24 protein-coding genes are annotated in these 25091 nt (G+C 69.0%); 19 read left to right on the top strand and 5 right to left on the bottom strand.

The window, feature by feature from the left end; genetic code table 11:
- Positions 1–56: 56 nt before the first annotated feature.
- From WFQ05_RS06795 to WFQ05_RS06770, 6 genes are all read left to right on the top strand, one after another.
- Positions 57–755, top strand: coding sequence for a ferredoxin--NADP reductase (locus WFQ05_RS06795; protein ID WP_337053263.1), 699 nt, complete (start codon positions 57–59; stop codon positions 753–755).
- A gap of 154 nt (positions 756–909) precedes the next feature.
- On the top strand, positions 910–1551 hold the full coding sequence (locus WFQ05_RS06790) for a hypothetical protein (protein ID WP_130520341.1): 642 nt from the start codon (positions 910–912) through the stop codon (positions 1549–1551).
- On the top strand, positions 1548–1742 hold the full coding sequence (locus WFQ05_RS06785; RefSeq protein WP_130534184.1) for a helix-turn-helix transcriptional regulator: 195 nt from the start codon (positions 1548–1550) through the stop codon (positions 1740–1742). The genes WFQ05_RS06790 and WFQ05_RS06785 overlap by 4 nt, the downstream gene beginning before the upstream one ends.
- Positions 1743–1830: 88 nt before the next feature.
- Positions 1831–3291 carry an alpha/beta hydrolase gene (locus tag WFQ05_RS06780; RefSeq protein ID WP_131660223.1) on the top strand — a complete coding sequence of 487 codons (1461 nt, stop codon included), beginning with the start codon at positions 1831–1833 and terminating at the stop codon, positions 3289–3291.
- Complete coding sequence (locus tag WFQ05_RS06775; protein WP_130520347.1) at positions 3288–4034, top strand: ATP-binding cassette domain-containing protein; 747 nt, start codon at positions 3288–3290, stop codon at positions 4032–4034. Before WFQ05_RS06780 ends, WFQ05_RS06775 begins: the two co-directional genes overlap by 4 nt.
- Positions 4031–5212 carry an ABC transporter permease gene (locus WFQ05_RS06770; protein WP_337053199.1) on the top strand — a complete coding sequence of 394 codons (1182 nt, stop codon included), beginning with the start codon at positions 4031–4033 and terminating at the stop codon, positions 5210–5212. The genes WFQ05_RS06775 and WFQ05_RS06770 overlap by 4 nt, the downstream gene beginning before the upstream one ends.
- 68 nt (positions 5213–5280) lie before the next feature.
- Here WFQ05_RS06770 and WFQ05_RS06765 read toward each other — a convergent pair whose 3' ends face one another.
- The 5 genes from WFQ05_RS06765 to rpmH form a co-directional block, all read right to left on the bottom strand.
- Entirely contained in the window at positions 5281–6318 is a 1038-nt protein-coding gene (locus WFQ05_RS06765; RefSeq protein ID WP_337053198.1) for an energy transducer TonB, read from the bottom strand.
- Between the two features lie 86 nt (positions 6319–6404).
- Positions 6405–7754: a tRNA uridine-5-carboxymethylaminomethyl(34) synthesis GTPase MnmE gene (mnmE, locus tag WFQ05_RS06760; RefSeq protein ID WP_337053197.1), complete on the bottom strand. Its 1350-nt coding sequence runs from the start codon at positions 7752–7754 to the stop codon at positions 6405–6407.
- A 622-nt stretch (positions 7755–8376) separates the two neighbouring features.
- Positions 8377–10134 carry a membrane protein insertase YidC gene (gene yidC / locus WFQ05_RS06755; protein ID WP_337053196.1) on the bottom strand — a complete coding sequence of 586 codons (1758 nt, stop codon included), beginning with the start codon at positions 10132–10134 and terminating at the stop codon, positions 8377–8379.
- A 14-nt stretch (positions 10135–10148) separates the two neighbouring features.
- Entirely contained in the window at positions 10149–10589 is a 441-nt protein-coding gene (gene rnpA, locus WFQ05_RS06750; RefSeq protein ID WP_130520356.1) for a ribonuclease P protein component, read from the bottom strand.
- Between the two features lie 93 nt (positions 10590–10682).
- Positions 10683–10823 (bottom strand): 50S ribosomal protein L34, encoded by a 141-nt coding sequence (gene rpmH / locus WFQ05_RS06745; RefSeq protein ID WP_014162171.1) that lies wholly within the window; start codon positions 10821–10823, stop codon positions 10683–10685.
- 222 nt (positions 10824–11045) lie between these two features.
- On the opposite strand from rpmH, the gene dnaA reads away from it, so the two are divergent.
- The 13 genes from dnaA (at position 11046) to WFQ05_RS06680 (ending at position 25066) form a co-directional block, all read left to right on the top strand.
- A complete protein-coding gene (dnaA, locus tag WFQ05_RS06740; RefSeq protein ID WP_130520358.1) occupies positions 11046–12386 on the top strand; it encodes a chromosomal replication initiator protein DnaA in 1341 nt (446 codons plus the stop codon).
- Positions 12387–12674: 288 nt separating this feature from the next.
- Entirely contained in the window at positions 12675–13778 is a 1104-nt protein-coding gene (gene dnaN / locus WFQ05_RS06735; protein WP_130520359.1) for a DNA polymerase III subunit beta, read from the top strand.
- 76 nt (positions 13779–13854) lie between these two features.
- Complete coding sequence (gene recF, locus WFQ05_RS06730; protein WP_337053195.1) at positions 13855–14937, top strand: DNA replication/repair protein RecF; 1083 nt, start codon at positions 13855–13857, stop codon at positions 14935–14937.
- 118 nt (positions 14938–15055) lie between these two features.
- A complete protein-coding gene (gyrB, locus tag WFQ05_RS06725) occupies positions 15056–17524 on the top strand; it encodes a DNA topoisomerase (ATP-hydrolyzing) subunit B (protein WP_130561321.1) in 2469 nt (822 codons plus the stop codon).
- A gap of 4 nt (positions 17525–17528) precedes the next feature.
- Positions 17529–18386, top strand: a complete 858-nt coding sequence (locus WFQ05_RS06720) for a type II CAAX endopeptidase family protein (RefSeq protein WP_337053194.1) — start codon at positions 17529–17531, stop codon at positions 18384–18386.
- Between the two features lie 73 nt (positions 18387–18459).
- Positions 18460–19251, top strand: coding sequence for a M48 family metallopeptidase (locus tag WFQ05_RS06715; RefSeq protein WP_205954243.1), 792 nt, complete (start codon positions 18460–18462; stop codon positions 19249–19251).
- 148 nt (positions 19252–19399) lie between these two features.
- Positions 19400–20593 (top strand): tetratricopeptide repeat protein, encoded by a 1194-nt coding sequence (locus WFQ05_RS06710; RefSeq protein WP_130520367.1) that lies wholly within the window; start codon positions 19400–19402, stop codon positions 20591–20593.
- Between the two features lie 275 nt (positions 20594–20868).
- Positions 20869–21429: an energy transducer TonB gene (locus WFQ05_RS06705; RefSeq protein ID WP_171044570.1), complete on the top strand. Its 561-nt coding sequence runs from the start codon at positions 20869–20871 to the stop codon at positions 21427–21429.
- A gap of 69 nt (positions 21430–21498) precedes the next feature.
- Positions 21499–22254 carry a TonB-system energizer ExbB gene (exbB, locus tag WFQ05_RS06700; RefSeq protein ID WP_130524139.1) on the top strand — a complete coding sequence of 252 codons (756 nt, stop codon included), beginning with the start codon at positions 21499–21501 and terminating at the stop codon, positions 22252–22254.
- A gap of 43 nt (positions 22255–22297) precedes the next feature.
- Positions 22298–22729: a biopolymer transporter ExbD gene (locus tag WFQ05_RS06695; protein ID WP_130520374.1), complete on the top strand. Its 432-nt coding sequence runs from the start codon at positions 22298–22300 to the stop codon at positions 22727–22729.
- 3 nt (positions 22730–22732) lie between these two features.
- Entirely contained in the window at positions 22733–23143 is a 411-nt protein-coding gene (locus WFQ05_RS06690) for a biopolymer transporter ExbD (protein ID WP_130520376.1), read from the top strand.
- 130 nt (positions 23144–23273) lie between these two features.
- Positions 23274–24380 (top strand): ATP-binding cassette domain-containing protein, encoded by a 1107-nt coding sequence (locus tag WFQ05_RS06685; RefSeq protein ID WP_337053191.1) that lies wholly within the window; start codon positions 23274–23276, stop codon positions 24378–24380.
- Positions 24377–25066 carry a methionine ABC transporter permease gene (locus WFQ05_RS06680; protein WP_235872797.1) on the top strand — a complete coding sequence of 230 codons (690 nt, stop codon included), beginning with the start codon at positions 24377–24379 and terminating at the stop codon, positions 25064–25066. Before WFQ05_RS06685 ends, WFQ05_RS06680 begins: the two co-directional genes overlap by 4 nt.
- The last annotated feature ends 25 nt before the right edge of the window (positions 25067–25091 follow it).

Raw genomic sequence — 25091 nt, 5'->3', positions numbered from 1 at the left:
ACCGTTCCAACGCCTTGGCCATCGCGCAGTTTCCGCTGGAATTCATCGCCCGCCGCATGCTGGCCCCGAGCGTGGGCCATTACGTGTTCCGCCGCGCCGACCAGGCCGCGCTGGATTTCATCCCCGGGCAGTTCATCCAGGTGCACTTCACCATGGCCGACGGCAGCGCGGCGCGGCGCAGCTATTCGCTGGCCAACGTGCGCACGCCCGGCGCGGCGGCCGAAGACACGGTGGAGATGGCGGTGAGCTATGTGCCGGGCGGAGCGGCCACGGCGCTGTTCGAGGCGCTGACGCCGGGCCAGGTGGTGCAGGCCAGCGGGCCGTTCGGCCGCTTCACCCTGCAGCCGGGCGATGCCAATGCGCGCTATGTGCTGATCGCCACCGGCACCGGCGTGACGCCGTACCGGTCCATGCTGCCGGCGCTGGCCGCGGCCATGGCCGGACGCGGCGTCGAGGTGGTGCTGCTGCAGGGCGCGCGCACCCTGGGCGAGCTGCTCTACCACGACGAGTTCGCCGCCTTCGCCGCCGCGCACCCGGGCTTCTCCTACCTGCCCTGCCTCTCGCGCGAGCAGCAGGCCGGCGCGCACCACGGCTATGTGCAGCAGGCCCTGCCGGGCATCGCGCCCGACCCGGCCCGCGACATCGCCTACCTGTGCGGCAACCCGGACATGGTCGACGCCTGCTTCGAGGCGCTGAAGGGCGAAGGCCTGCCGATCCCGCAGATCCGTCGCGAGAAATACGTCAGCTCGAAATAGCGCCTGGCCGCGATGTAAAGCGTGCTTGACACGACGCCGCTGCCGCGCGCAGGATGGTGTCAACCTTCCTTGACATCGCGCTTCGCATGGACACCGCTTCCGTTGCACGACCGCGCCCAGGCGCGCCGCCTCCCGCCGCAGGCCGGGCACGCCGATGAATGACCAGACCACACCCCCGCCGCGCTCGCTGCGCTGGCGCCTGCCGCTGATCGCGGCCCTGGCCGCCGCGGTGGCGGTGCTGGCGCTGGTGCCGGGCCTGCTGCCCACGCTTAGCGCCGAGGGGCGGCAGACGCTGCTGGGCATGGCGGCGGGCATGGGCACCGCGCTGGCCGTGCTGCTGCTGGTGCTGCTGATCCCCGGTGCCCGCCGCACCTACTTCCTGCTGCTGGAGGCCCGCGAACAGGGCGCCTGCGCCGACCGGCGCGTGCGCTGGTTCAGCGGCATCGCCCTGGCGCTGTACGTGCTGCTGGTGCTGCTGGCGCGCTGGGGCGTGCCGCAGACCGCCTCGCCGCTGCAGGTGCTGGTCCTGGGCGCGTTGCCGCTGCTGGCAATGGGGCTGTTCGTTGCGGCCACGGTGCTGCGCCTGCGCCAGCTGGACGAGCTGATGCGCAAGCTGGAGGTGGAGAGCTGGGCGCTTGCGGCGCTGCTGGTCTCGCAGGGCTATTTCGCCGTCTGGCTGCTGCTGCGCCTGGGGCTGGTGCGGATCGACGCCGGCAACGCCCTGCTGTGGGTGGGCGTATGGCTGATGGTGGTGCAGCTGGTGGTCTACACCTGGCAGCTGCGCAAGTACCTGTGAACAGCCGCGTGCGCGAGCTGCGCGAGGCGCGCGGCTGGTCGCAGGCGGCGCTGGGCGAGCGCCTGGGCGTGTCGCGCCAGACCATCAACTCGATCGAGACCGGCAAGTACGACCCGAGCCTGCCGCTGGCCTTCCAGATCGCCCGGCTGTTCGGCGAGCCGATCGAGGCGATCTTCCTGTTCGAACCGTAAGCGGCGCCGCACCCGGTCACATCGGCCGGCGCCGCGCGTCATGTCAGCATCCACATCCGGACCACGGATGCCTTCCAAGGAGAGTCCCATGCAACAACGATGGTGGTGGCCAGCCCTGCTGCTGGCGGCCAGTGTCCCGGCGGCGCAGGCGCGCACGCTGGGCACGCTGGAGTTCAAGCCCTGCACGCTCAGCGCGCCGCTGATGCCCGCCTCGGTGGAGGCCCAGTGCGCCACGCTGCAGGTGCCGGAGAACCGCGCCGCCCCGGGTGGACGCAAGATCGCCCTGCGCATCGGCTGGGTGCCGGCGCAGAACGACACCTCGGCCGAGCCCGATCCGGTGTTCATGCTGGCCGGCGGCCCGGGCCAGTCGGCGCTGGACACCTATCCGCAGCTGCAGACCGCCTTCGCCAAGGTCAACGCCAAGCGCCACGTGATCCTGGTCGACCAGCGCGGCACCGGCGGCTCCAATCCGCTGCAATGCCCGCAGCCGGACAAGGCGCAGGACATCGACACACCCGATGCCGCCGGCGCCTATGCGCGCAGCTGCCTGGCGCAGCTGGAGAAGAAGGCCGACCCGCGTTTCTACACCACCGGCGATGCGATCGCCGACCTGGATGCGGTGCGCCAGGCCATCGGCGCGGCCAAGATCGATCTGGTCGGCGTGTCCTACGGCACGCGCGTGGCCCAGCAGTACGCGGCCACCTATCCGCAGCACACGCGCGCCATCGTGCTCGACGGCGTGGCGCCCAATTCGCTGGTGCTGGGCAACGAGTTCGCGCAGAACCTGGAAAGCGCGCTGGACCTGCAGTTCGCCCGCTGCGCCAACGACAAGGCCTGCGCCGACAAGCTGGGCAACCCGCGCCAGCGCCTCAACGCGCTGATGCAGACCCTGCGCACGCAGCCGCCGACGGTGAACTTCCGCGACCCGGTCACCGGCGCGGCGCGCCAGGAAACCCTGCACGCCGGCGATGTGGCCGGGCTGGTGCGCATGTCGGCCTACATGCCGCTGATGACCGCCACCCTGCCCCTGCAGTTCGCCGAAGCCGCGCAGGGCCGCTACGACACGCTGGCGGCCACGGCCAGCCTGATCGGCGGCTCGCTCTCCGATTCGATGGCCATGGGCATGCAGCTGTCGGTGATCTGCGCCGAGGACGGCAGCGAGCTCGCACCCGATCCCAGGCAGGACGGCTCGCTGCTGGGCAACGCCATCGTCGAGGGGCTCAAGGCGCAGTGCGCGGTGTGGCCCAAGGGCACGCGCGCGGCGAACTTCCGCAAGCCGCTGTCCACCGACGTGCCGGCGCTGCTGCTGAGCGGTCAGTTCGATCCGGTGACCCCGCCGCGCTACGGCGCGGAAGTCGCCAAGTCGCTGCCCAACGCGCGGCATCTGGTGCTCAAGGGCCAGGGCCACAACGTCATCGCCGTGGGCTGCGCGCCGCAGCTGCTGGGCCAGTTCCTGGACAAGGCCGACGCCAAGTCGCTCGACGCCACGTGCCTGGACCGCCTCACCGACACCCCGCCCTTCACCGGCTTCTACGGATGGGACCCATGATCGCCCTGCAGAATCTCCACAAGACCTTCCAATCGAAGAAGACCGTGGTCAAGGCCGTGAGCGGGGTGGACTTCACCGCCGCCGACGGCCAGATCACCGGCCTGCTCGGTCCCAACGGCGCCGGCAAGACCACCACCCTGCGCATGCTCTATACGCTGATGCAGCCCGACCAGGGGCAGGTGCTGATCGACGGGCTGGACGTGGCCGCCGATCCGCAGGCCGCGCGGCGCGCACTGGGCGTGCTGCCCGACGCGCGCGGCGTGTACAAGCGCCTGACCGCACGCGAGAACATCGCCTACTTCGGCGCGCTGCACGGCCTGGACAAGGCCACCATCGCCGCGCGCACCGAGCGCCTGGCGCACGCGCTGAACATGACCGACTTCCTGGACCGGCGCACCGAAGGTTTCAGCCAGGGCCAGCGCACCAAGACCGCCATCGCCCGCGCGCTGGTGCACGACCCGCGCAACGTGGTGCTGGACGAACCGACCAACGGCCTGGACGTGATGACCACCCGCGGCCTGCGCGAATTTCTCAAGCAGCTGCGCGGCGAAGGTCGCTGCGTGGTGTTCTCCAGCCACATCATGCAGGAGGTGGCCGCGCTGTGCGATCGCATCGTGATCATCGCCAAGGGCACGGTGGTGGCCGCCGGCACGCCCGATGAACTGCGCGCGCTGTACGGCCGGGACAACCTGGAGGACGCCTTCGTCGAAGCGATCGGTTCGGAGGAGGGCCTGCTGGCATGAACAGTCTCAAGACCCTGTGGGTGGTGATGCGCAAGGAGTTGCTCGACTTCTTCCGCGATCGCCGCACCGTGGCGCTCTCGCTGCTGCTGAGTCCGGTGCTGGTGCCGGTGCTGCTGATCGGGCTGTTCACCCTGACCGAGAACCGCATCCGCGACCTGACCGACAAGCCGCTGGAGCTGCCGGTGATCGGCAAGCAGCACGCGCCCAATCTGATCGCCTGGCTGGAAGGCCAGAACGTCACCATCGTCGATCCCCCGGCCGATGTCGCCGCGGCCATCGCCGAGCAGAAGGCCGACGTGATCCTGCGCATCGGCGATGACTACGGTGAGAAGTGGCGCAAGAGCGAACCGGCGCCGGTGGAGGTCCTGAGCGATTCGACCCGGCAGAACGCCGAGGTGCCGGTCAAGCGCGTGCAGGCCTTGCTGCGCGCCTACAACAGCCAGGTCGGCGCGCTGCGCCTGCTCGCGCGCGGCATCAGCCCTGCGGCCGCCGCGCCGCTGCAGATCAGCGACACCGACATGGCCTCCGAGGAAGCCAAGCGCGGCCGGCTGGTGGGCGTGCTGCTGCCGTACCTGCTGATCCTCAGCGCCTTCATCGGCGGTGCCTATCTGATCATGGACGGCACCGCCGGCGAGCGCGAACGCCAGTCGCTGGAGCCGCTGCTGGCCACGCCCGCCCCGCGCGGCGCGGTGGTCAGCGGCAAGGTCGCCGCGGCCTGCGCGGTGGCACTGCTGTCGCTGGCGCTGACCTTGCTGATGTTCAAGCTCACCGCGGTGATCTCGCCCACGGTCGGCCGGCAGATGGCGGTGAGTTTTTCCACCATCGCGCTGCTGCTGCTGATCCTGATGCCGATGGTGTTCATCGGCACCACGCTGCTGACCTACCTGTCGGCCACGGCCAAGAGCATGAAGGAAGCGCAGAGCCACATGAGCTGGCTGATGCTGCTGCCGATGCTGCCCTCGATCGTGCTGATGGTGAACCCGGTCAAGACCCAGCTGTGGCAGTTCGCTGTGCCGTTCCTGGCGCAGAACCAGCTGATCCTGAAGGTCGTGCGTGGCGAGGTCGTCTCGCCGGCGCAGTGGGGCATCTATCTGGGCGCCAGCTTCGCCCTGGCCGGGCTGATGTGGTTCCTGGCGGTGCGCCGCTACCGCGGCGAGCAGCTGGCGATCTCCGGCTGAGCCTGCATCGCCCACAACGAACAAGGGCCGGCAATGCCGGCCCTTTTTTTTTGCGTTGCCGGGCGCGCTCAGCCGGGGTTGAAGGCGATCGTGCGGCGCGTGGTGCTGGTGGCGCCGGTGGGCTCGAACTTCCAGCGCTTGACCGCGGTCAGCGCGGCGCGATCGAACACGCGCGGCGGCGTGGCCTGGACCACGCGCACGTTGCTGACATCGCCATCGCCGCCGATGGTGATCTCCACCACCACCTGGCCGCTGGTGCCGGCGCGCAGCGCATCCATCGGATAACGCGGCGGCGGCGCGCTGAGCAGGCGCCGCTCGCCGCTGGAGGCGGCCGACCCAGACGAGGGCGATCCCGATGGCTCGGCTGGCGCTGCCGCAACCGGCGTAGGACGTTCTGCGGCCGCCTGCGGGCGCGGCGCCGGCGCGGACGCCGGTGCGGCCGGTGCATCGCGGGCGCTGTCCTCGCGCGCGGCGCGCGGCTGGGCGGCCTGGGCTTGGGTCGCCTGCTTCTGCTGGGCCGCCTGTTCGGCCAGGCGCTGGGCCTCCCTGGTCTTGGCTTCGGCGGCGGCCTTGGCCTTGGCCACCTCGTCGCTGCTCTGCTGGGCCAGCAGCTTCTCGCCGGCCTCGGTGGCCGCCGCCAGGCGTGGCAGGGACGGCGCGTTCGGATCGGCCTTGCGGATCAGCGCCTGCAGGCGCCGTGCCTCGTCGAAGTCCTTGCGGCCGATGCTCTGCTCGGCGGCGATCACCGTGTAGGGCATGAAGTCGGTCAGCGCGCTGGTCACCGCCGGATCGTCGGGCTGCTTGTCGCGCAGGGCCAGGTAGTACTCCACCGCATTGTCGCCAGCCGGTGCGTACAGACGGTTCTGGCCGATCGCACGCGTGGCGGCGGCGCGCAGATCGTCGGTGCTCATGGCCTGCACGCTGGCCGCCACCGCGCCCTTGGGCGCGGCATCGGCGGCGATGGCCTGCGCGGCGCTCTGCGGGTCGGCCGGCGGCGGCGTGCTGGCGGCCGGCGTGGAAGCAGGCTGCTGCGAGCAGGCGGTGAGCAGTCCCAGCAGCGCAAAGGCGGCCACGGGCCGCAGGGCGGTCGGTGTGAGCTTGGACATCGATGGTTCCCCTGAAGGGTCCGCATGGCGCAGACCAAGTGGCGAAACTCGCGTCAAGCGTCGCGGTTGTCAACTGCCCGGGCGGGTCACTTGCCGATGCAGAACGTGGAAAAGATCCGGCCCAGCAAGGCGTCGGGCGAGATCCTGCCCGTGATCTCGCCCAGCGCGTCGTGGGCCAGGCGCAGTTCTTCGGCGGCCAGCGCCAGGGATTCGTGATCGAGCTCGCGTTTTGCCAGCGTCGCGTGCTCGCGTGCGTCTTCCAGCGCCTGCACGTGGCGGGCGCGCGCCGAGAATTCTCCCTCCACCGCGGCGCCGGCCTGGCCCAGCGCCAGGGCCTGCAGACGCGCGACCAGCGCATCGAGGCCGGCGCCGGTGCGCGTGGACAGCGCCAGCGCGTCCTGGTCCAGGCGCGGCGCGTCGGGCAACAGGTCGAGCTTGTTGTGCAGCCACAGCTTGGGCGTGGCCGGATCCAGCACATCGGCCACCGCGGCGCGGCCGGCCTGCGGATCGCGCGCATCGAGCATCACCAGCGCCACATCGGCGCGGCGCAGTTCGTCGCCGGCGCGGCGCATGCCCTCGCGTTCGATCGCATCGCCGCCTTCGCGCAGACCGGCGGTGTCGACCAGGGTCAGTTCGACGCCATCGATGCGGATCACTTCGTGCAGCGTGTCGCGCGTGGTGCCGGCGGTGTCGGTGACGATGGCGCGTTCGCGCCCGGCCAGCGCGTTGAGCAGCGAGCTCTTGCCGGCGTTGGGCGGCCCGACGATCACCACGTGCAGGCCATCGCGCAGCCGGCGACCGCGCTGGGCTTCGTCCAGCAGCTGCTCGAGGTCGGCCAGCAGCGCCTGCACGCCGGCATGCACAGCCGCGCCGCCCAGGGTCTCCAGCGGCTCGTCGGCGAAGTCGATCGCCGCCTCCACGTGGACCCGCAGCCGCAGCAGCTGCTCGGCCAGGGCTTCGACGCGGCGCGAGAACACGCCATCGAGCGAACGCCGCGCCGCACGCGCCGCGCGCGCATCGCCGGCGGCGATCAGGTCGGCCACCGCCTCGGCCTGGGCCAGGTCGAGCTTGCCGTTGAGGAAGGCGCGTTCGGAGAACTCGCCCGGCCGCGCCTGGCGCGCACCCAGCGCGCAGGCGCGCGCCACCAGCGCACGCAGCACCACCGGGCTGCCGTGCGCCTGCAGTTCGACCACGTCCTCGCCGGTGAAGCTGGCCGGCGCGACGAAAGCCAGCGCGATGCCATCGTCGATGACCTCGCCCGCACCATCGACGAAGCGCGCATAGCGCGCCTGCCGCGGCGCCAACTCGCCCGCGCCCATCGCCTGGGCGATCTGCCTCGCACGCGGGCCCGACAGGCGCACGATGCCCACCCCGCCCGCGCCGGCCGCAGTGGCCACGGCGGCGATGGTGTCGGTGTGCGAGGGCGATGCGTGCATGGCGTGCGGATTCGATGAGGACAGTGCGGCGCCCGGCATCGTGCCCGTGCCGCCGCGCAAAAACAAAAAAAGCTTCGCCGGAGTGCGGAGGGCACGCGTGTTGATGACATGAGCGCGGTGGTGTAGAGCGGACTTCGCCGAGCAGCCTCGACCCGGCCGGGCGCGGCTCCTCGGCTCGGTCCGCAATTCCTGGCCCGCTCTCCACACATCCGCCAGGGTCGAGGCTTTCGCGGCGGATAGACCAGGGCTCCTTCCGACCCCAAGGCGTCGAGCAAGCGCTCTGCCCCCTCCCTTTCGCCGCAGGCGAAGGGGAGGGCCGGGGTGGGGTGCCTTTGCTCTTCGCTTCTGTGGCTTGCCCTGTAAAGCCCCGCCCCCTCCCCATCCCTCCCCCGCGCTGCGCGCAAGGGAGGGGGCCTCAAGTCGATGCCTTCCCGTCGCTGATCGCATTGGTTGGGAGGGAGAGGCTTGAACGACCGCGCAAACCGAAGCGTTGTGACTTGACGCGAGTCGCCCCTGCCCATCCGAAGCCGCAACGCCCACACGCCGCGATCCATCACCGTGAGAGAGACAAAACAAAAGCCCGCCGAAGACGGCGGGCTTTTGCGGTGAAGCGTCGAGCGACTTACTTGCGGACCGTCTTGTCCGGCTTGTCGCTCTCCGGCTTGCCCAGCGAGGGCTGGCCGTGGACGCGGCCCATCCACCACTGCTGCAACAGGCCCAGGCTGCCGTTGGTCACCCAGTACAGCACCAGGCCGGAGGGGAAGAAGGCCATGGTCGCGCCGAAGATCAGCGGCATGAACTGCATCATCTTGGCCTGGGTCGGGTCCATGCCCGTGGTCGGCGAGAGCTTCTGCGTCAGCCACATCACCAGCACGTTGAGCACCGGCAGGATGAAGTAGGGATCGCGCGCGGTGAGGTCATGGATCCACAGGATCCACGGCGCCTGGCGCAGCTCGACCGACTCGTTGAGCACCCAGTACAGGCACAGGAAGATCGGCATCTGCACCAGGATCGGCAGACAGCCGCCCATCGGGTTGATCTTCTCCTTCTTGTACAGCTCCATCATGGCCTGCTGCAGCTTGGCCCGATCCTCGCCGTAGCGCTCCTTGAGCTGCTGCATGCGCGGCTGGAACTTGCGCATCTTGGCCATGGACTTGTACTGGGCCGAGGACAGCGGGAACAGCACCAGCTTGACCACCACCACCAGACCGATGATCGACCAGCCCCAGTTGCCGAGCAGATCGTGCAGATGGCTCAGGATCCAGAACAGGCCCGAGCCGATCACCGCCAGCGGCGCGAAGCGGCTGTAGTCCACCGCGCTGTCCAGGCCGGGGATGCCGGAGGCCTTGATCGCCTTGACCAGCTTCGGGCCGACCCACAGCCGCGCATCGGTGGTGCCGGTCTGGCCCGGCGCCACGGTCAGGCTGGGGCCGGTCTCGCTGACCAGATAGCGGCGCACGCCGCCGACGGTGCGCTCATCCAGCGACACCAGCGCCGGCTGCTGCGGATCGGGCACCCAGGCGCTAAGGAAGTGATGCTCCAGCATCGCGATCCAGCCGCCCTTCATGTCCTGGTTGAGCTTGCCGTCTTCCAGGTAGTCGTCGCCGAACTTGCGGCGCTCGTAGGCCCCGCTGGCGGTGCGCCAGGCCGCGCCGACCAGGCTGAAGGCATGCGGGTTGGTGATGCCGCCCTTGACCGGCGGCGGCGGCGTGCGCTCGAGCTGGCGATAGATCACCGCCGTCCACGGCGCACTGCCGGTGTTGGTGACCTGGTCGGAGACGCCGACCAGATAGGCGCCGCGGGTGATGGTGAAGGTGCGCACGATGCGCACGCCGTTGCCTTCCCAGACGAAGGGAATGCGCAAGCTGTCCTGGCCGCTGGCCAGCACGTAATCGCGCTGCGGCTGCTCGGGGCGGAACACCGCGCCCGGGCCCGGCGCGGCGCTGCCCTGGCTGGTCCAGGCCAGTCCGGCGGTGTAGAGCTGGGCGGGGTTCTGGTTGAATAGTTCCACCGGCGGCGCGCCGGGATCACGGCTCTGCGGGTATTGCAGCAGCTGCGCGCGCAGCACCTTGCTGCCGTCGATGACCAGCTTGAGCGTGTCGGTGGTGACGGTGACCTGGGTCGAAGCCGCGGCCGGCGCAGCGGCGGCGGAATTGGCCGGTGCGGTCGTGGCCGCGGCGGTGCCGGGCGACGGCGTGGTCGCCAGCCCCTCGGTGCTGGGCACGCCGCTGCCGCCGGCATCGGCCGCAGGCGTCGTCGTGGCCGCCGCCACCGGGGTGGCCGGATGGTCCTGGGCGGTCTTCCACTTGCCCCACTCCATCCACAACAGGGTCGCCACCATCAGCCAGGCGAAGATCAGGAAAACACGGGTCTGGTTCATGGAAGCAGGCAGTCTCAGCCGGTTGCAGCGTCCGGCGTGGAAAGGGAAGAGGAGGGGCGCGCTGGCGCGGGGCGCATTGTGCCGCCCGCATCCGGGGCGGGCAACGCGCCGGCGCGCTGCAGCAGCTGGTCGAAGGCCGCGCGCAGCTGCGCGGCCGAGGCCTGCGCGGCCGCCGGGCGTGCCACCAGCACGTAGTCGCCGGCCGGCAGCGCCAGGCGCAGCGCACGGAAGTGGTCGCGCAGCACACGCTTGATGCGGTTGCGTCCGACCGCGCGCTTGTCGACCTTGCGCGAGACCGCCAGGCCCAGGCGCGCCTGTTCGCCACCGGCCGCCAGGTGCAGGGCGATCAGCGGCGTGGCGTGGCGGCGGGCGAGGCCGAAGACCCGGGTGTACTCGGCCGAGGTGCGCACGCGCGCCCGGCGGGGAAAGGTCTTGGACGAAACGTCAGGACTCATGGCACGACAAAGCCCGCGCCGTTGCGCGGCGCGGGCTTGGTGTGCAAACGCATGCTGTGATGACCGGCCGCGCGCCAGGCGCGGCGCGAGGCATCAGGCGCAGAGCGTCTTGCGGCCCTTCGCGCGGCGACGGGCGAGGATCTTGCGACCGTCAGCGGTCTTCATGCGGGCACGGAAGCCGTGGTCGCGCTTGCGCTTGAGGTTGCTGGGCTGGTAGGTGCGCTTGGTGGCCATGGGGCACTCTCAGGCGATAAGGGGTGGAAAGAACCGGAAATTCTACGGGGCGGCCAAAGCGCGCGTCAAGCTTGCGTGTGCCCGGCCTGTGGATGGAACTGTGGATGAGCGGTGGTCGGACGGTGGGCAAAGCGGACGACGTGGTACCCTGCCCGACCCTCTTTTCCACGTGCCGTCGGGCTGCGCGAGCTGGCCCGGCGCTGGATGACCGATCTCTCAAAGATGGATGCCTGGCCCCGCTGCCTAGAACGCCTGGAAGCCGAACTGCCGGCCGAAGATGTCCACACCTGGCTCAAGCCGCTGCAGGCCGAACAGCGTCCCGACGCGGTCGTGCTCTATGCGCCCAACGCCTTCATCGTCGACCAGGTGCGCGAGCGCTACCTGCCGCGCATCCGTGAGCTGATCGACCATTACGCAGGCTTCGACCAGGTCTCGCTGGCGGTGGGCTCGCGGGCCAAGGCGGCCGAGCCGGCCGCCGCCTCGGGCAACGGTGCGAGCGCCTCGCTGACCACCGCGGCCACCGCGCCGGTCGAGCCCTTCGCCGGCAACCTCGATACGCACTACACCTTCGACAACTTCGTCGAAGGGCGCAGCAACCAGCTCGGCCGCGCCGCCGCCTGGCAGGCCGCGCAGAAGCCTGGCGATCGCGCCCACAACCCGCTGCTGCTGTACGGCGGCACTGGCCTGGGCAAGACGCACCTGATGTTCGCGGCCGGCAACGAGATGCGCCGGCAGAACCCGGCCGCGCGCGTGCTGTACCTGCGCTCGGAGCAGTTCTTCAGCGCCATGACCAAGGCGCTGATCGAGCGGACCATGGATCAGTTCAAGCGCCGTTTCCAGCAGGTCGACGCGCTGCTGATCGACGACATCCAGTTCTTCGCCGGCAAGGACCGCACCCAGGAAGAGTTCTTCCACACCTTCAACGCGCTGTTCGACGGTCGCCAGCAGATCATCCTGACCTGCGACCGCTACCCGCGCGAGGTGGAGGGCCTGGAGCCGCGGCTGAAGTCGCGCCTGGCCTGGGGCCTGTCGGTGGCCATCGACCCGCCTGACTTCGAGACCCGCGCGGCCATCGTGCTGTCCAAGGCGGCCGAGCGCGGCACCCACATCCCCGACGATGTGGCCTTCCTGCTGGCCAAGAAGATGCGCTCCAACGTGCGCGACCTGGAAGGGGCGCTCAACACGCTGGCCGCGCGCGCCAACTTCCTGGGCCGGGCGATCACGCCGGAGTTCGCCCAGGAGACCCTGCGCGACCTGCTGCGCGCCCAGCAGCAGGCCATCGGCATCCCCAACATCCAGAAGACCGTGGCCGACTACTACGGCCTGCAGATCAAGGATCTGCTGTCCAAGCGCCGCACCCGCTCGCTGGCGCGCCCGCGCCAGGTGGCTATGGCCCTGACCAAGGAGCTGACCGAACACAGCCTGCCCGAGATCGGCGACGCCTTCGCCGGACGCGACCACACCACCGTGCTGCACGCCTGCCGGCAGATCCGCACGCTGATGGAGTCCGACGGCAAGCTCAAGGAAGACTGGGACAAGTTGATCCGCAAGCTCAGCGAGTGAGCGGGCGGGCCCCGCGGTGGCTATGCTGTGCGGGTCGCCGCATTCATGGAATATCCGGTGGGCGGTAGGGGGTCGAAGCTGTGGATAAGGCGTGGATCGATTTGACGATGAAAGTTGTCCACAGTTTTTCCCGCAGCAAACCGACACGCCATCCACCGGGTTTCAAGCGAATAAAAACGAGGCTGATCAATGGTTTAGATCGGTTTTCCCGGAAATCCGCGGCAACCATCACCATCAGCTTTTAAGATTTATACACTTCTAAAAACCTAGAGCACCGGGACACCCACGATGCGTTTCAGCCTGCAGCGAGAAGCTTTCCTCAAACCCCTGGCGCAAGTGGTCAATGTGGTGGAGCGTCGCCAGACCCTGCCCGTGCTGGCCAATTTCCTGGTGCAGGTGAACAACGGCCAGCTCTCGCTGACCGGCACCGATCTGGAAGTCGAAATGATTGCGCGCAGCGCGGTCGAGGACGCCCAGGACGGCGAGACCACGATCCCGGCACGCAAGCTGTTCGAAATCGTGCGCGCCCTGCCCGATGGCAGCCGCATCACCGTCAGCCAGACCGGCGACAAGGTCAGCGTCGCCGCAGGGCGCAGCCGCTTCACCCTGGCCACGCTGCCGGCCAACGATTTCCCGTCGGTCGACGAGGTCGAGGCCACCGAGCGCGTCACCGTGCCGGAGGCGGCGCTGAAGGAGCTGATCGAGCGCACCGCGTTCGCCATGGCCCAGCAGGACGTGCGCTATTACCTCAATGGCCTGCTGTTCGACCTGCGCGACACCTCGCTGCGCTGCGTGGCCACCGACGGCCACCGCCTGGCGCTGTGCGAATCCGGCCTGGAAACCGGCGGCAGCCTGACCAAGCGTCAGATCATCGTCCCGCGCAAGGGCGTGACCGAGCTGCAGCGCCTGCTGGAAGGCGGCGACCGCGTGCTGGAGCTGGAAGTCGGCCGCAGCCACATTCGCGTCAAGCGCGACGATGTCACCTTCACTTCCAAGCTGATCGACGGCCGCTTCCCCGACTACGAGGCGGTGATCCCGATCGGCGCCGATATCGAGGTCAAGCTCGACCGCGAGGTCCTGCGTGCCGCCCTGCAGCGCGCCGCGATCCTGTCCAACGAGAAGTACCGCGGTGTGCGCGTGGAGCTCTCGCCCGGCCAGCTCAAGGTCAGCGCGCACAACCCCGAGCAGGAAGAGGCGCAGGAAGAGATCGAGGCCGACACCAAGGTCGAATCGCTGGCGATCGGCTTCAACGTCAACTACCTGCTCGATGCCCTGTCCGCCCTGCGCGACGAGCACATCGTGATCCAGCTGCGCGATGCGAATTCCTCGGCGCTGGTGCGTGAGGCCGGCAGCCAGCGTTCGCGCCACGTCGTCATGCCGCTGCGCCTCTGACCCCAGTGCTGTTCCACGTGAAACACGACGCGACGCCCGGAGTTTTCCGGGCGTCGCCGTTTGGGAGCGTTCGACCTTGGACGTGACGCGGCTGGTCGTAGGCGGGTTACGCAGGTTCGAGCGGGTCGAACTGGCGCCCGCGCCGGGTCTGAACCTCATCACCGGCGACAACGGCGCCGGCAAGACCAGCCTGCTCGAAGCCCTGCACCTGATGGCCTGGGGGCGCAGCTTCCGGGGCCGCGTTCGTGACGGGCTGATCCGGACGGGCAGCGACGCGGTCGAGGTCTTCGTCGAATGGACCGAAGCCGGCCACGAGCGGCTGCGCAAGGCCGGCCTGCGCCACAGCGGTCAGGAGTGGCAGGGGCGCCTGGACGGCAACAACGTGGCCCAGCTCGGCGATCTGTGCGCTGCGCTGGCCGTGGTGAGCTTCGAACCGGGCAGCCATGCCCTGGTGACAGGCAGCGGCGAGCCGCGACGGCGCTTCCTGGATTGGGGCCTGTTCCACGTGGAACAGGACTTCCTGCCGACCTGGCGGCGCTACAACCGCGCCCTCAAGCAGCGCAACGCCCTGCTGAAGTCCGGCGGCAGCCTGGCCCAGCTGGACGCATGGGATGCGGAGCTGGCCGATGCCGGGGAAGCGGTCACCGCGCACCGTCTGGCCTACCTCGACCGTCTGCAGACGCAGCTCTCGGAGGCCGCGGACGCGCTGGTGCCCATGCTGGGGCGCGCGCAGCTGGCTTTTGCGCCAGGCTGGAAGCGCCAGGAGCTGTCGTTGGCCGACGCGCTGCTGGTGACGCGGGATCGCGACCGGCAGTTCGGCCATACCGGCGTGGGGCCGCATCGCGCCGACTGGCGCGTCGACTACGCCGCCCTGCCCCAGCGTGAAACCCTGTCCCGCGGCCAGGCCAAGCTCACCGCCCTGTCCTGCCTGCTGGCCCAGGCGCAGGACTACGCCGTCCAGCGCGGGGAATGGCCGGTGATCGCGCTGGACGACCTCGCCTCGGAGCTGGACCGTCGCCATCAGCAGCGCGTGCTGGACCGCCTGCTCGGCAGCGGCGCCCAGATCTTCCTCACCGGGACCGAGCCGCCGGCCGGGCTCGGAGAGCGCACGCCCGGGGCCTGGTTCCACGTGGAACACGGCGCGGTGGCGCCTCGCTAGGACAGGGGCCATCAGGGGGCCAACCCCGGCCAATGCTATAATTCGCGTCCTTTCCCAGTGCCGGTCGCGCCTGCGCATGCTGCGTGGCGGACCGGCCGTGCAGGCAATCGATACGCGAATGACCGAGCAGAACCCGCCGACCACTCCCGGCCAGAACGGCAACTACGACGCCAACAGCATCACGGCCCTGGAAGGCCTGGAGGCAGTGCGCAAGCGCCCCGGCATGTACATCGGCGACGTGCACGACGGCACCGGCCTGCACCACATGGTCTTCGAGGTCGTCGACAACTCCATCGACGAGGCGCTGGCCGGCCACGCCGACCATGTGGCCGTGACCATCCACGCCGACGGCTCGGTGTCGGTGTCCGACAACGGCCGTGGCATCCCGGTCGGCAAGCACGCGCAGATGAGCGCCAAGCTGGGCCGCGAGGTCTCCGCCGCCGAGGTGGTGATGACCGTGCTGCATGCCGGCGGCAAGTTCGACGACAACAGCTACAAGGTCTCCGGCGGCCTGCACGGCGTGGGCGTCAGCGTGGTCAACGCGCTGTCGGAAAAGCTGCTGCTGGACGTGTTCCAGAATGGCGCCCACTACCAGCAGGAATTCAGCAACGGCGCGGCGGTGGCCCCGCTGCAGCAGCTGGGCGAGACCACCAAGCGCGGCACCACCGTGCGCTTCTGGCCCTCGGTCGTGGCCTTCCACAACAACGTGGAATTCCACTACGACATCCTGGCCCGGCGCCTGCGCGAGCTGTCCTTCCTCAATTCCGGCGTCAAGATCGTCCTCGCCGACGAGCGCGGCGAGGGCCGCCGCGACGATTTCCACTACGAGGGCGGCATCCGTAGCTTCGTCGAGCACCTGGCCCAGCTGAAGACCCCGCTGCACCCCAACGTGATCTCGGTGACCGGCGAGCACAACGGCATCACCGTGGAGGTGGCGCTGCAGTGGACCGACTCCTACCAGGAGACGATGTACTGCTTCACCAACAACATCCCGCAGAAGGACGGCGGCACCCACCTGGCCGGCTTCCGCGGCGCGCTGACCCGCGTGCTCAACACCTACATCGAGCAGAACGGCATCGCCAAGCAGGCCAAGATCAACCTGACCGGCGACGACATGCGCGAAGGCATGATCGCGGTGCTGTCGGTGAAGGTGCCCGACCCCAGCTTCTCCAGCCAGACCAAGGAAAAGCTGGTCAGCTCGGACGTGCGCCCGGCGGTCGAGAACGCCTTCGGCGCGCGCCTGGAGGAGTTCCTGCAGGAGAACCCGAACGAGGCCAAGGCCATCGCCGGCAAGATCGTCGATGCCGCCCGCGCCCGCGAGGCCGCGCGCAAGGCGCGCGACCTGACCCGCCGCAAGGGCGCGCTGGACATCGCCGGCCTGCCCGGCAAGCTGGCCGACTGCCAGGAGAAGGATCCGGCACTGTCCGAGCTGTTCATCGTCGAGGGCGACTCGGCCGGCGGCTCGGCCAAGCAGGGCCGCAACCGCAAGAACCAGGCGGTGCTGCCGCTGCGCGGCAAGATCCTCAACGTCGAGCGCGCGCGCTTCGACCGCATGCTCTCCTCCGATCAGGTCGGCACGCTGATCACCGCGCTGGGCACCGGCATCGGCAAGGACGAGTACAACCCGGACAAGCTGCGCTACCACCGCATCATCATCATGACCGACGCGGACGTGGACGGCGCGCACATCCGCACCCTGCTGCTGACCTTCTTCTACCGGCAGATGCCCGAGCTGATCGAGCGCGGCCATGTCTACATCGGCCTGCCGCCGCTGTACAAGCTCAAGCAGGGCAAGCAGGAGCTGTACCTGAAGGACGACGCGGCGCTCAACGCGTACTTGGCCAACAGCGCGGTCGAAGGCGCCTCGTTGATTCCGGCCACCGGCGAGCCGCCGATCTCCGGCGAAGTGCTGGAGCGGCTGCTGATCCTCTATGCCAACGCGCGTGAGGCGATCGGCCGCAACGCCCATCGCTTCGATACCACGCTGCTGGAAGCGCTGATCGACGCCGCGCCGGTCGACGCGCTGGTCGGCCTGGCCGACGATGCCCTCCGCAGCGAACTGGGCAAGCTGGAAGCGGCCCTCAACAGCAGCAGCATCGGAAGTCCTCGTTACACTCTGGAGCTGCAGCCGGCCAACGACCAGCGTCCTGCGGCCCTGCTCTCGCATCGCCGCCACATGGGCGAAGAGCTGACCCAGGTGCTGCCGCTGTCCTCGTTTGAGACCGGTGAACTGCGCGCGGTGCGCGATGTCGCAGCCCAGCTGTACGGCCTGGTGCGCGAAGGCGCGCAGATCCAGCGCGGCACCCGCAGCCAGGAAGTCTCCAGCTTCGCCCAGGCCCAGGCCTGGCTGCTGGAGGAAGCCAAGAAGGGCCGCCAGATCCAGCGCTTCAAGGGCCTGGGCGAAATGAACCCCGAGCAGCTGTGGGATACCACCGTGAACCCGGACACGCGCCGCATGCTGCAGGTGCGGATCGAGGACGCGGTCGCCGCCGACGAGATCTTCAGCACGCTGATGGGCGATGTGGTCGAGCCGCGGCGCGAGTTCATCGACGCCAACGCCCTCAAGGTCACCAATCTCGACATCTGACGCCGTGACGAACGCGCGCACGGAGGCGCCCGCCCTGCCCGGCGCCCCACCGCCGCTGCCCGCGGCGGCGGTCCCGGCTCCCCTGCCCCTGGCGTCCGCGCTGCGCCGGTTCGGGCTGGAAGTGCTGATCATGGGCGTGCTGTTCGCCCTGCTCTCGCTGGTGGGCGCGGTCGCCTGGGGCTTCTGGCGCGGGCTGATGCTGGCCGTCCACGGCACGGCGCCGGCCGATGCGGCGGCGATGATGCAGGCCATCGGCCGGCCCGGCCCGCTGGCGGTGATGGCCATGAGCGTGCTGTCCGTCGGCGGCACGGCGCTGCTGGCGATGGCCTGGCGCGCCCCGGCGCGCAAGGGCGAGCGCCAGGCCGCCGCCGCCGCCCTGCGCCGTGTCCCGACCTGGCTGCTGGTGCTGTTCACCGCCGCGGCCACGATCACCTGCAGCATCGTCGGGGCCCAGCTCGCCGTCGCCTTCCAGGAGACCCTGCAGCCGAGCAATCTGGAGCTGGTGCGCGGCACCGTGGGCCGCCATCCGCTGCTGCTGGTGCTGTTCGCGGTGGTGCTGGCGCCGCTGTACGAGGAAGTGCTGTTCCGGCGGGTGCTGTTCCGGCGCCTGTGGCGCGATGGCTGGCCGCGCCTGGGCATGGTGCTCAGCGGCGTGCTGTTCGCCCTGATGCATGAGCCGCCGATCCTGGGCGGCAAGCCGCTGATCGCCGCCGCGCCGCTGTGGCTGGTCTACACCGGCATGGGCATCGCGTTCGCCTGGGTCTACCGGCGCACCGGCTCGCTGTGGGCCGCGGTGCTCGCGCATGCGCTCAACAACGCCTTCGCCATTGGCATGCTGCTGCTGTTCGGGATCGATGCCTGAGTGTGCCGCGCTTGACAAGGGCGTCACCCGACGCCGGCAAGACTCCCGCCCCATGACCAGCCGTCCCCGCGCCCTGCTCGCCCCGCTCTGTGCCGGCCTGATGGCCGCGCTGCTGGCGGCCTGCGCCACCACGACCTCCTCGACCGGCCGCCGGCAGAATGTCGGCGCCGTCTCCCAGGCCGAGCTGGACCAGCTCGGCGCCCAGGCCTTCGCCGAGGCCAAGCAGAAGCAGCCGCTGAGCAAGGACCCCAAGCAGATCGCCTACGTGCGCTGCGTGGTCAACGCCCTGGTCGCCCAGCTTCCGGCCAGCGAGCGCGGCATCGCCTGGGAAACGGCGGTGTTCGAGGACAAGGAGCCCAACGCCTTCGCCCTGCCCGGCGGCAAGGTCGGCGTCAACACCGGCATCTTCACCGTGGCCAAGAACCAGGACCAGCTGGCGGCGGTGATCGGCCACGAGATCGGCCACGTCGTGGAACATCACTTCGACGAGCGCATCACCAATCAGGTCCGCACCTCGCAGGCGCTGGCCATCCTCGGCGCGCTGGCCGGCGACTACGGCCAGCTGGTGACCGAAGGCGGCGGCATGGCGGCCAATGCCGGCTTTCTGCTGCCCAACTCGCGCCGCCAGGAAAGCGAGGCCGACGTGGTCGGCCAGCGGCTGATGGCGCAGGCCGGCTTCGACCCGCGCCAGGCGGTGAACCTGTGGCAGAACATGCTCTCCGCCGGCGGCGCCCGTCCGCCGCAGTGGCTCTCCACCCATCCCGATCCGCAGTCGCGCATCCGCGAACTGTCCACGCGCGCCGACACGCTGGTGCCCGATTACGAGGCCGCGCGCGCCGCCGGCCGCAAGCCCCGCTGCGGTTGAACAGCGAAACCGGCCATTTGTAGGCCCGGGACAACGAAATCCGCACACATTGCGCTGGCGATTCTGCTAGTTTCGCCGACCCGGTCACTTGTTGGCCTGCTGTTCAGCCCCCCGCACTCACGCAAGACCGATCCACACGAGGTGATCCATGTTGTTGCGCACCCCCAAGCGTGCCCTGCTGTCCCTGGCCGTCATCGGCCTGCTGGCCGGCACGGTGTCCGTCGAAGCCTCGGCCCAGCAGACGCGTGAGCGCGCCGGCCGCAACAAGGGCGACGACGCCAAGCAGCAGGTGCTCTATCCGGATGCGACCCGCGTCGCGCCGGAAGGCAAGAATTCGCGCAAGGGCGGCCCGATGGCCGAGAAGATGATCAAGGCCTACAACGATCAGGACTGGGCCAAGGCGCGTGCCGACGCCGATGCGCTGATCGCCAGCCCCGATTCCAACGACTACGACAAGGCCCTGGCCGCGCAGATCGCCTCGCAGGCCGCCTACAGCACCGACGACGAGGCCGCCGCCAAGGCCTATCTCAAGCAGGCCATCGACCTCAACGCGCTGGACAACAACGGCCACTACCAGGCCATGTTCATGCTGGCCCAGCTGCAGCTGCAGGACGAGCAGTACGCCGACGGCCTGGCCACGCTGGACAAGTACCTGGCCGAGACCAAGTCCAAGAAGCCCGAGGACCTGGCGCTCAAGGGCCAGGCCCTGTACCAGGCCGAGCGCTACGCCGAGGCGATCGAGCCGCTCAAGCAGGCCATCGCCACCTCGTCGGATCCCAAGCCGCAGTGGAGCCAGGTGCTGATGGCCAGCTACGAGGCCAGCAACCAGTCCGGCGAGGCGCTCAAGCTCGCCCAGGACATGGCTGCCAAGGCGCCCAACGACAAGACCGCGCAGATGAACCTGGCGGTGGTCTACTCGCAGAACGACCAGCCGGAAAAGGCCGCCGAGATCCTCAACAAGCTGCGCGCCTCCGGCCAGCTGACCACGGACAAGGAATATCGCCAGCTGTACGCGACCTTCTCCAACATGGACAAGCACGAGAAGGACACCATCGAGGTCATCAACGACGGCCTGGCCAAGGGCATCCTCAAGCCGAACCTCGAGGTGTATCAGATCCTGGCCCAGTCGTACTACTATTCGGAACCGCCCCAGATCGCTCAGGCTATCGACGCCTGGCAGAAGGCGGCACCTCTGGACACCACCGGCGAGACGTATCTCAATCTCGCGCGTGTCCTGATGCAGGAGAATCGTCCCGCCGAGGCCAAGAAGGCCGCTCAGTCGGCGCTGGACAAGGGGGTCAAAAAACCGCAGGACGCGAAGGCGATCATCGGCTCCAAGTGATCGCTTGGAAGCGCTTACAAAGCAGTGGATAACTGCTATGAAAGCGGTGAAGGATTGGGTTAAGCTCACGATTCCCCTGCGTTTTCTCGCGGTGGAATCCTACGAACCGACATCGGTGTGCGTCGCGGCGCACACCCCGTTTCCATCGAGTCCACTGGCGCATGGCTGAACAACTTGTCATCAACCGTTACAAGGATCAGGAAGAAGACTCCGGTCTGAACTGGTCGCGCATCATCGGCTATGCCTTCGTCATCGCCCTGCATGTCGCGGTCTTCCTGCTGCTGCTGATTCCCGCCGTCGCACCGCCGGCCCAGAAGGAGGAGGAGCAGAAGATGCTGGTGCAGATCGTCGATCCGCCGCCGCCGCCGCCCCCTCCGCCGCCGCCGCCGCCGAAGCAGGACACGCCGCCGCCGCCGGTCAAGGAGCTGTCCCCGCCCAAGCCGACGCCGGTCCCGCCGCCGCCGGAAGCGCCGCCCGTGGAAGTGCCCGATCCGCGTCCGGTGGATACCTACACCCCGCCTGCCCCGCCCGCTCCGCCGGCCCCGTCGCCTGACATCGGCGCCAGCGTGGACATCTCGTCCAAGAACATGAATCCGCCGCGCTACCCGCCGTCGGCCGCACGTTCGGGCATCGAGGGCACCGTGGTGCTGATCATTGATGTCGATGCCAGTGGCAACGTCACCAACGTCTCGGTCGAGAAGTCCAGTCGCAACCGCGATCTCGACCGCGCCGCGATGGAAGCAGCACGCAAGTGGCGCTTCAACGCCGGCCAGTCCAATGGCCAGAAGGTGGCCGGTCGCGTCCGCGTCCCGGTCGACTTCAGCATGGGCGGCTGAGCCGGACCCGTTTCACCCATTTAGCGTCACCACCACCTCTCCATTCAATTTTCAACAAAGGTAAGCGTCATGCTGCAGGAAACTCTGATCGCCGCCGCTTCGGGGGGCAACAACGCCGCTGCTGCCCTGAACCAGATGGGCTTCTCCCACCTGATCCACGAAATGACCTCCAACCCGGGCGCCTTCGTGGTGTCGTGGGTGGTGCTGCTGACGCTGGTCTTCATGTCGGCCGGTTCCTGGTACTGGACCATCGTCAACATCATCAAGGCCGTGCGTCTGCGTTCGCAGGCCGACCGCGTGACCACCGCGTTCTGGGAAACCCCCAACGCGCAGGACGCGATCCGCGTGATGGAAGAGCAGCCGCGTAACGAGCCGTTCTCCAAGATCGCCCTGGACGCCGCCCAGGCCGCCGCGCACCACCAGCGCGCCGAGTCCACCGGTGCCGGTGAGACGCTGAGCCGTTCGGAATTCGTCGACCGCGCCCTGCGCCAGGCCGTCACCCGCGAGAGCACCAAGATCCAGAGCGGCATGATCTGGCTGGCGACCGTCGGCGCGACCGCCCCGTTCGTGGGTCTGCTGGGTACGGTGTGGGGCATCTACGGCGCCCTGATCCGCATCGGCGCCACCGGCAACGCCGGCATCGACGCGGTGGCCGGCCCGGTGGGTGAGGCGCTGATCATGACCGCCATCGGTCTGTTCGTCGCGATCCCGGCCGTGTTCGCCTACAACTTCTTCAGCAAGCTCAACGCGACCACCATCGCCAAGTTCGACACGTTCGCGCACGACCTGCACGACTTCTTCGCCACCGGCGCCCGCGTGCGCTGATCCGGCCTAGACACGAACTTACCGACAGGTATCCGGAGGCCACATGGCATTCAGTAGCGGGGGCGGCAGTGGCGGCCCCATGGTAGACATCAACGTGACGCCCTTGGTGGACGTCATGCTGGTGCTGCTGATCATCTTCATCATCACCACGCCGCTGATGCAGCAGAAGGTCAAGGTGCAGTTGCCCGAGACCACCTTCCTGCCGAACCCGGACGAACTGGCCAAGCGTGCGCCGCCAGTGAACATCGCGGTCACCGAGGACGGCTCGATCTACTGGAACGACGAGCCGGTCACCAAGGATGTGCTCGAGTCGCGCTTCTCCTCGGCGGCCCAGCAGACGCCGCAGCCGTCGATCAACCTGCGTGGTGACAAGACCACCAAGATGTCCACGATCAACGAGATCACCCGCATCGCGCAGGGTCAGGGCATGTTGGACGTCGGGTTCGTTTCCACGAAGCCGAAGAAGGGGGGCTGATCCATGGCCTTTAGCAGTGGAAGTGGCAAGGGCGCCATGGCCGAGATCAACGTGACGCCGTTGATCGACGTCATGCTGGTGCTGTTGATCATCTTCATCGTGACCGCGCCGATCATGACCTACCCGATCGACGTCGCCCTGCCGCAGCGGTCGCAGACGCCGCCGCCGACGACAGAGCCGCCGCCGCCGATCGACCTGCGGATCGACGCGTCCAACACGATCTACTGGAATAACAATCCGGTGGCCGTGAGCGCGTTGCAGAGCATGATGGAGAACGAGGTCCAGAAGGACCCGACCAACCAGCCGCAGCTGCGCATCGACGCCAACCCGGACTCCCAGTACGAGACGATGGCCCAGGTGCTCGCCGCCGCCAAGAACGCGCAGATGATGAAGATCGGTTTCATGCAGCAGTAATCGATCGGCTTCGTTCGCCAGTTCGCTTCGACGCCGCTCCGCAAGGGGCGGCGTCGTCGTTTTTGCGGCGCGCGGCTGCAAGTTGCGTCCGGTCGGATCTGTTCCCGCCGGGTGTGCGGCAAGAGACGCGATGCGATGCATGGGCGTCGAGCCCCGCCGGGATATCAGCACATCACCACGGGCCATTTGCCAGAATGAAATTTCGCCCTTCTACTTTTCGGCCCTTCCGCCTGCGCAGCCCGTGATTTCCTTCCAGCACGTCAGCAAGTCCTACCGCAGCGGCGGCCGCGAGATCCACGCCCTGCGCGGCATCGATCTGGAAGTCCACCGTGGCGAGGTGCTGGGCGTGATCGGCCACTCGGGCGCGGGCAAGTCGTCGCTGCTGCGCCTGATCAACGGGCTGGAAACGCCGACCTCTGGCTCGGTGCTGGTCGAAGGGCAGGCCGTGGACCCGAAGGCCAAGGCCGCGCTGATCGCGCTGCGACGCCGGATCGGGATGATCTTCCAGCACTTCAACCTGCTCAGCGCGCAGACCGCCGCGGGCAATGTCGCGTTTCCGCTGCGCCTGGCGGGCCTGCCGCAGGCCCAGGTCCAGGCGCGGGTGCGCGAGCTGCTGGCGCGGGTCGGGCTGGAGCAGCAGGCCACGGCGTATCCGGCGCAGCTGTCCGGCGGGCAGAAGCAGCGGGTCGGCATCGCGCGTGCGCTGGCGACCGGCCCTTCGATCCTGCTGTGCGACGAGGCGACCAGTGCGCTGGATCCGCAGACCACCGCCTCGGTGCTGGACCTGCTGTCCGACCTCAATCGCGAGCTCGGGCTCACCATCGTGCTGATCACCCACGAGATGGAAGTGGTGCGCCGCATCTGCGACCGCGTGGTCGTGCTGGATGGCGGCCGCGTGGTGGAGGAGGGTGCGGTCAGCGAGGTGTTCCTGCATCCGCAGCATCCGACGACGCGGACCTTCCTGAACGACGATGCGGCCGGGGTCGAGCGCATCCGCGCTGGCGAGGGGCAGCAGCTGCTGCGGGTGACCCTGGTGGGCGAGCAGGTCCATTCCCCGGTGCTGGGCGCGACCCTGCGCGCGCTGGGCGCCGAGTACTTCATCACCTCCGGTCGCATCGATACGCTCAAGCACCTGCCGTATGGCCAGGTCACGCTGTCGGTGGACGCGCAGCTGAGCGACGCGGTCGTGCAGCGGCTGGCCGAGCAGGGCGTCCACGCCCAAGCGGTGACGCCGTGATCGGGCTGCTGCCGGCCGGCTGGTTCTCGCATCTGGATGCGCAGAAGTGGGGCGAGATCGCCATTGCGCTGAAGGACACGCTGGTGATGCTCGGGCTCGCGTTCCCGCTGACGCTGGCTGTGGGCATCCCGCTGGGGCTGGTGCTGTTCCTGACCGGGCGCCAGCAGCCAGGCGCGCGACCGGTGCTCAACGCCGTCGTCGCCTTCGTGGTCAACGTGCTGCGCTCGGTGCCCTTCATCCTGCTGATGATCTGCCTGATCCCGATCACGCTGTGGGTGGCCGGCACGTCGCTGGGCGTCAAGGGCGCCATCCTGCCGCTGGTGGTGGGCGCCGCGCCGTTCTACGCGCGCCTGGTGGAATCGGCCTTGAGCGAAGTGGACCGCGGCGTGCTGGAGGCCAGCCAGGCCATGGGCGCGACCACGCGCCAGCTGATCCTGCGCGTGCTGCTGCCCGAGGCGCTGCCGGGCCTGATCGCCGGCGCCACCGTCACCGCGATCGCGCTGATCGGCTTCACCGCGATGGGCGGTGCGATCGGCTCGGGCGGTCTGGGCGACCTGGCTTATCGCGAGGGCTATCTGCGCTCGCACACCGACGTGGCCGTGGTCACCGTCGTGCTGCTGGTGGCGATGGTGCAGCTGGTCCAGGTCGCCGGTGAGCGCCTGGCCGCGCGCTTCAACCATCGCTGAGATCTTCTCCCTCAACCCTGGAATC

It is taken from the genome of Pseudoxanthomonas sp. USHLN014, assembly GCF_037153335.1.
In the GTDB taxonomy this organism is placed as follows: Bacteria; Pseudomonadota; Gammaproteobacteria; order Xanthomonadales; family Xanthomonadaceae; genus Pseudoxanthomonas_A; species Pseudoxanthomonas_A winnipegensis.
This window is presented reverse-complemented; position numbering and strand designations above follow the sequence as displayed.

Bases quoted from the DNA above. Each gene is read 5' to 3' on its own strand.
- WFQ05_RS06795 (WP_337053263.1), top strand. From the start codon at position 57: ATGCTGGCCCCGAGCGTGGGCCATTACGTGTTCCGCCGCGCCGACCAG.
- WFQ05_RS06790 (WP_130520341.1), top strand. From the start codon at position 910: ATGAATGACCAGACCACACCCCCGCCGCGCTCGCTGCGCTGGCGCCTG.
- WFQ05_RS06780 (WP_131660223.1), top strand. From the start codon at position 1,831: ATGCAACAACGATGGTGGTGGCCAGCCCTGCTGCTGGCGGCCAGTGTC.
- WFQ05_RS06775 (WP_130520347.1), top strand. From the start codon at position 3,288: ATGATCGCCCTGCAGAATCTCCACAAGACCTTCCAATCGAAGAAGACC.
- WFQ05_RS06770 (WP_337053199.1), top strand. From the start codon at position 4,031: ATGAACAGTCTCAAGACCCTGTGGGTGGTGATGCGCAAGGAGTTGCTC.
- WFQ05_RS06765 (WP_337053198.1), bottom strand. From the start codon at position 6,318: ATGTCCAAGCTCACACCGACCGCCCTGCGGCCCGTGGCCGCCTTTGCG.
- mnmE (WP_337053197.1), bottom strand. From the start codon at position 7,754: ATGCACGCATCGCCCTCGCACACCGACACCATCGCCGCCGTGGCCACT.
- yidC (WP_337053196.1), bottom strand. From the start codon at position 10,134: ATGAACCAGACCCGTGTTTTCCTGATCTTCGCCTGGCTGATGGTGGCG.
- rnpA (WP_130520356.1), bottom strand. From the start codon at position 10,589: ATGAGTCCTGACGTTTCGTCCAAGACCTTTCCCCGCCGGGCGCGCGTG.
- rpmH (WP_014162171.1), bottom strand. From the start codon at position 10,823: ATGGCCACCAAGCGCACCTACCAGCCCAGCAACCTCAAGCGCAAGCGC.
- dnaA (WP_130520358.1), top strand. From the start codon at position 11,046: ATGGATGCCTGGCCCCGCTGCCTAGAACGCCTGGAAGCCGAACTGCCG.
- dnaN (WP_130520359.1), top strand. From the start codon at position 12,675: ATGCGTTTCAGCCTGCAGCGAGAAGCTTTCCTCAAACCCCTGGCGCAA.
- gyrB (WP_130561321.1), top strand. From the start codon at position 15,056: ATGACCGAGCAGAACCCGCCGACCACTCCCGGCCAGAACGGCAACTAC.
- WFQ05_RS06710 (WP_130520367.1), top strand. From the start codon at position 19,400: ATGTTGTTGCGCACCCCCAAGCGTGCCCTGCTGTCCCTGGCCGTCATC.
- exbB (WP_130524139.1), top strand. From the start codon at position 21,499: ATGCTGCAGGAAACTCTGATCGCCGCCGCTTCGGGGGGCAACAACGCC.
- WFQ05_RS06695 (WP_130520374.1), top strand. From the start codon at position 22,298: ATGGCATTCAGTAGCGGGGGCGGCAGTGGCGGCCCCATGGTAGACATC.
- WFQ05_RS06690 (WP_130520376.1), top strand. From the start codon at position 22,733: ATGGCCTTTAGCAGTGGAAGTGGCAAGGGCGCCATGGCCGAGATCAAC.
- WFQ05_RS06685 (WP_337053191.1), top strand. From the start codon at position 23,274: ATGCGATGCATGGGCGTCGAGCCCCGCCGGGATATCAGCACATCACCA.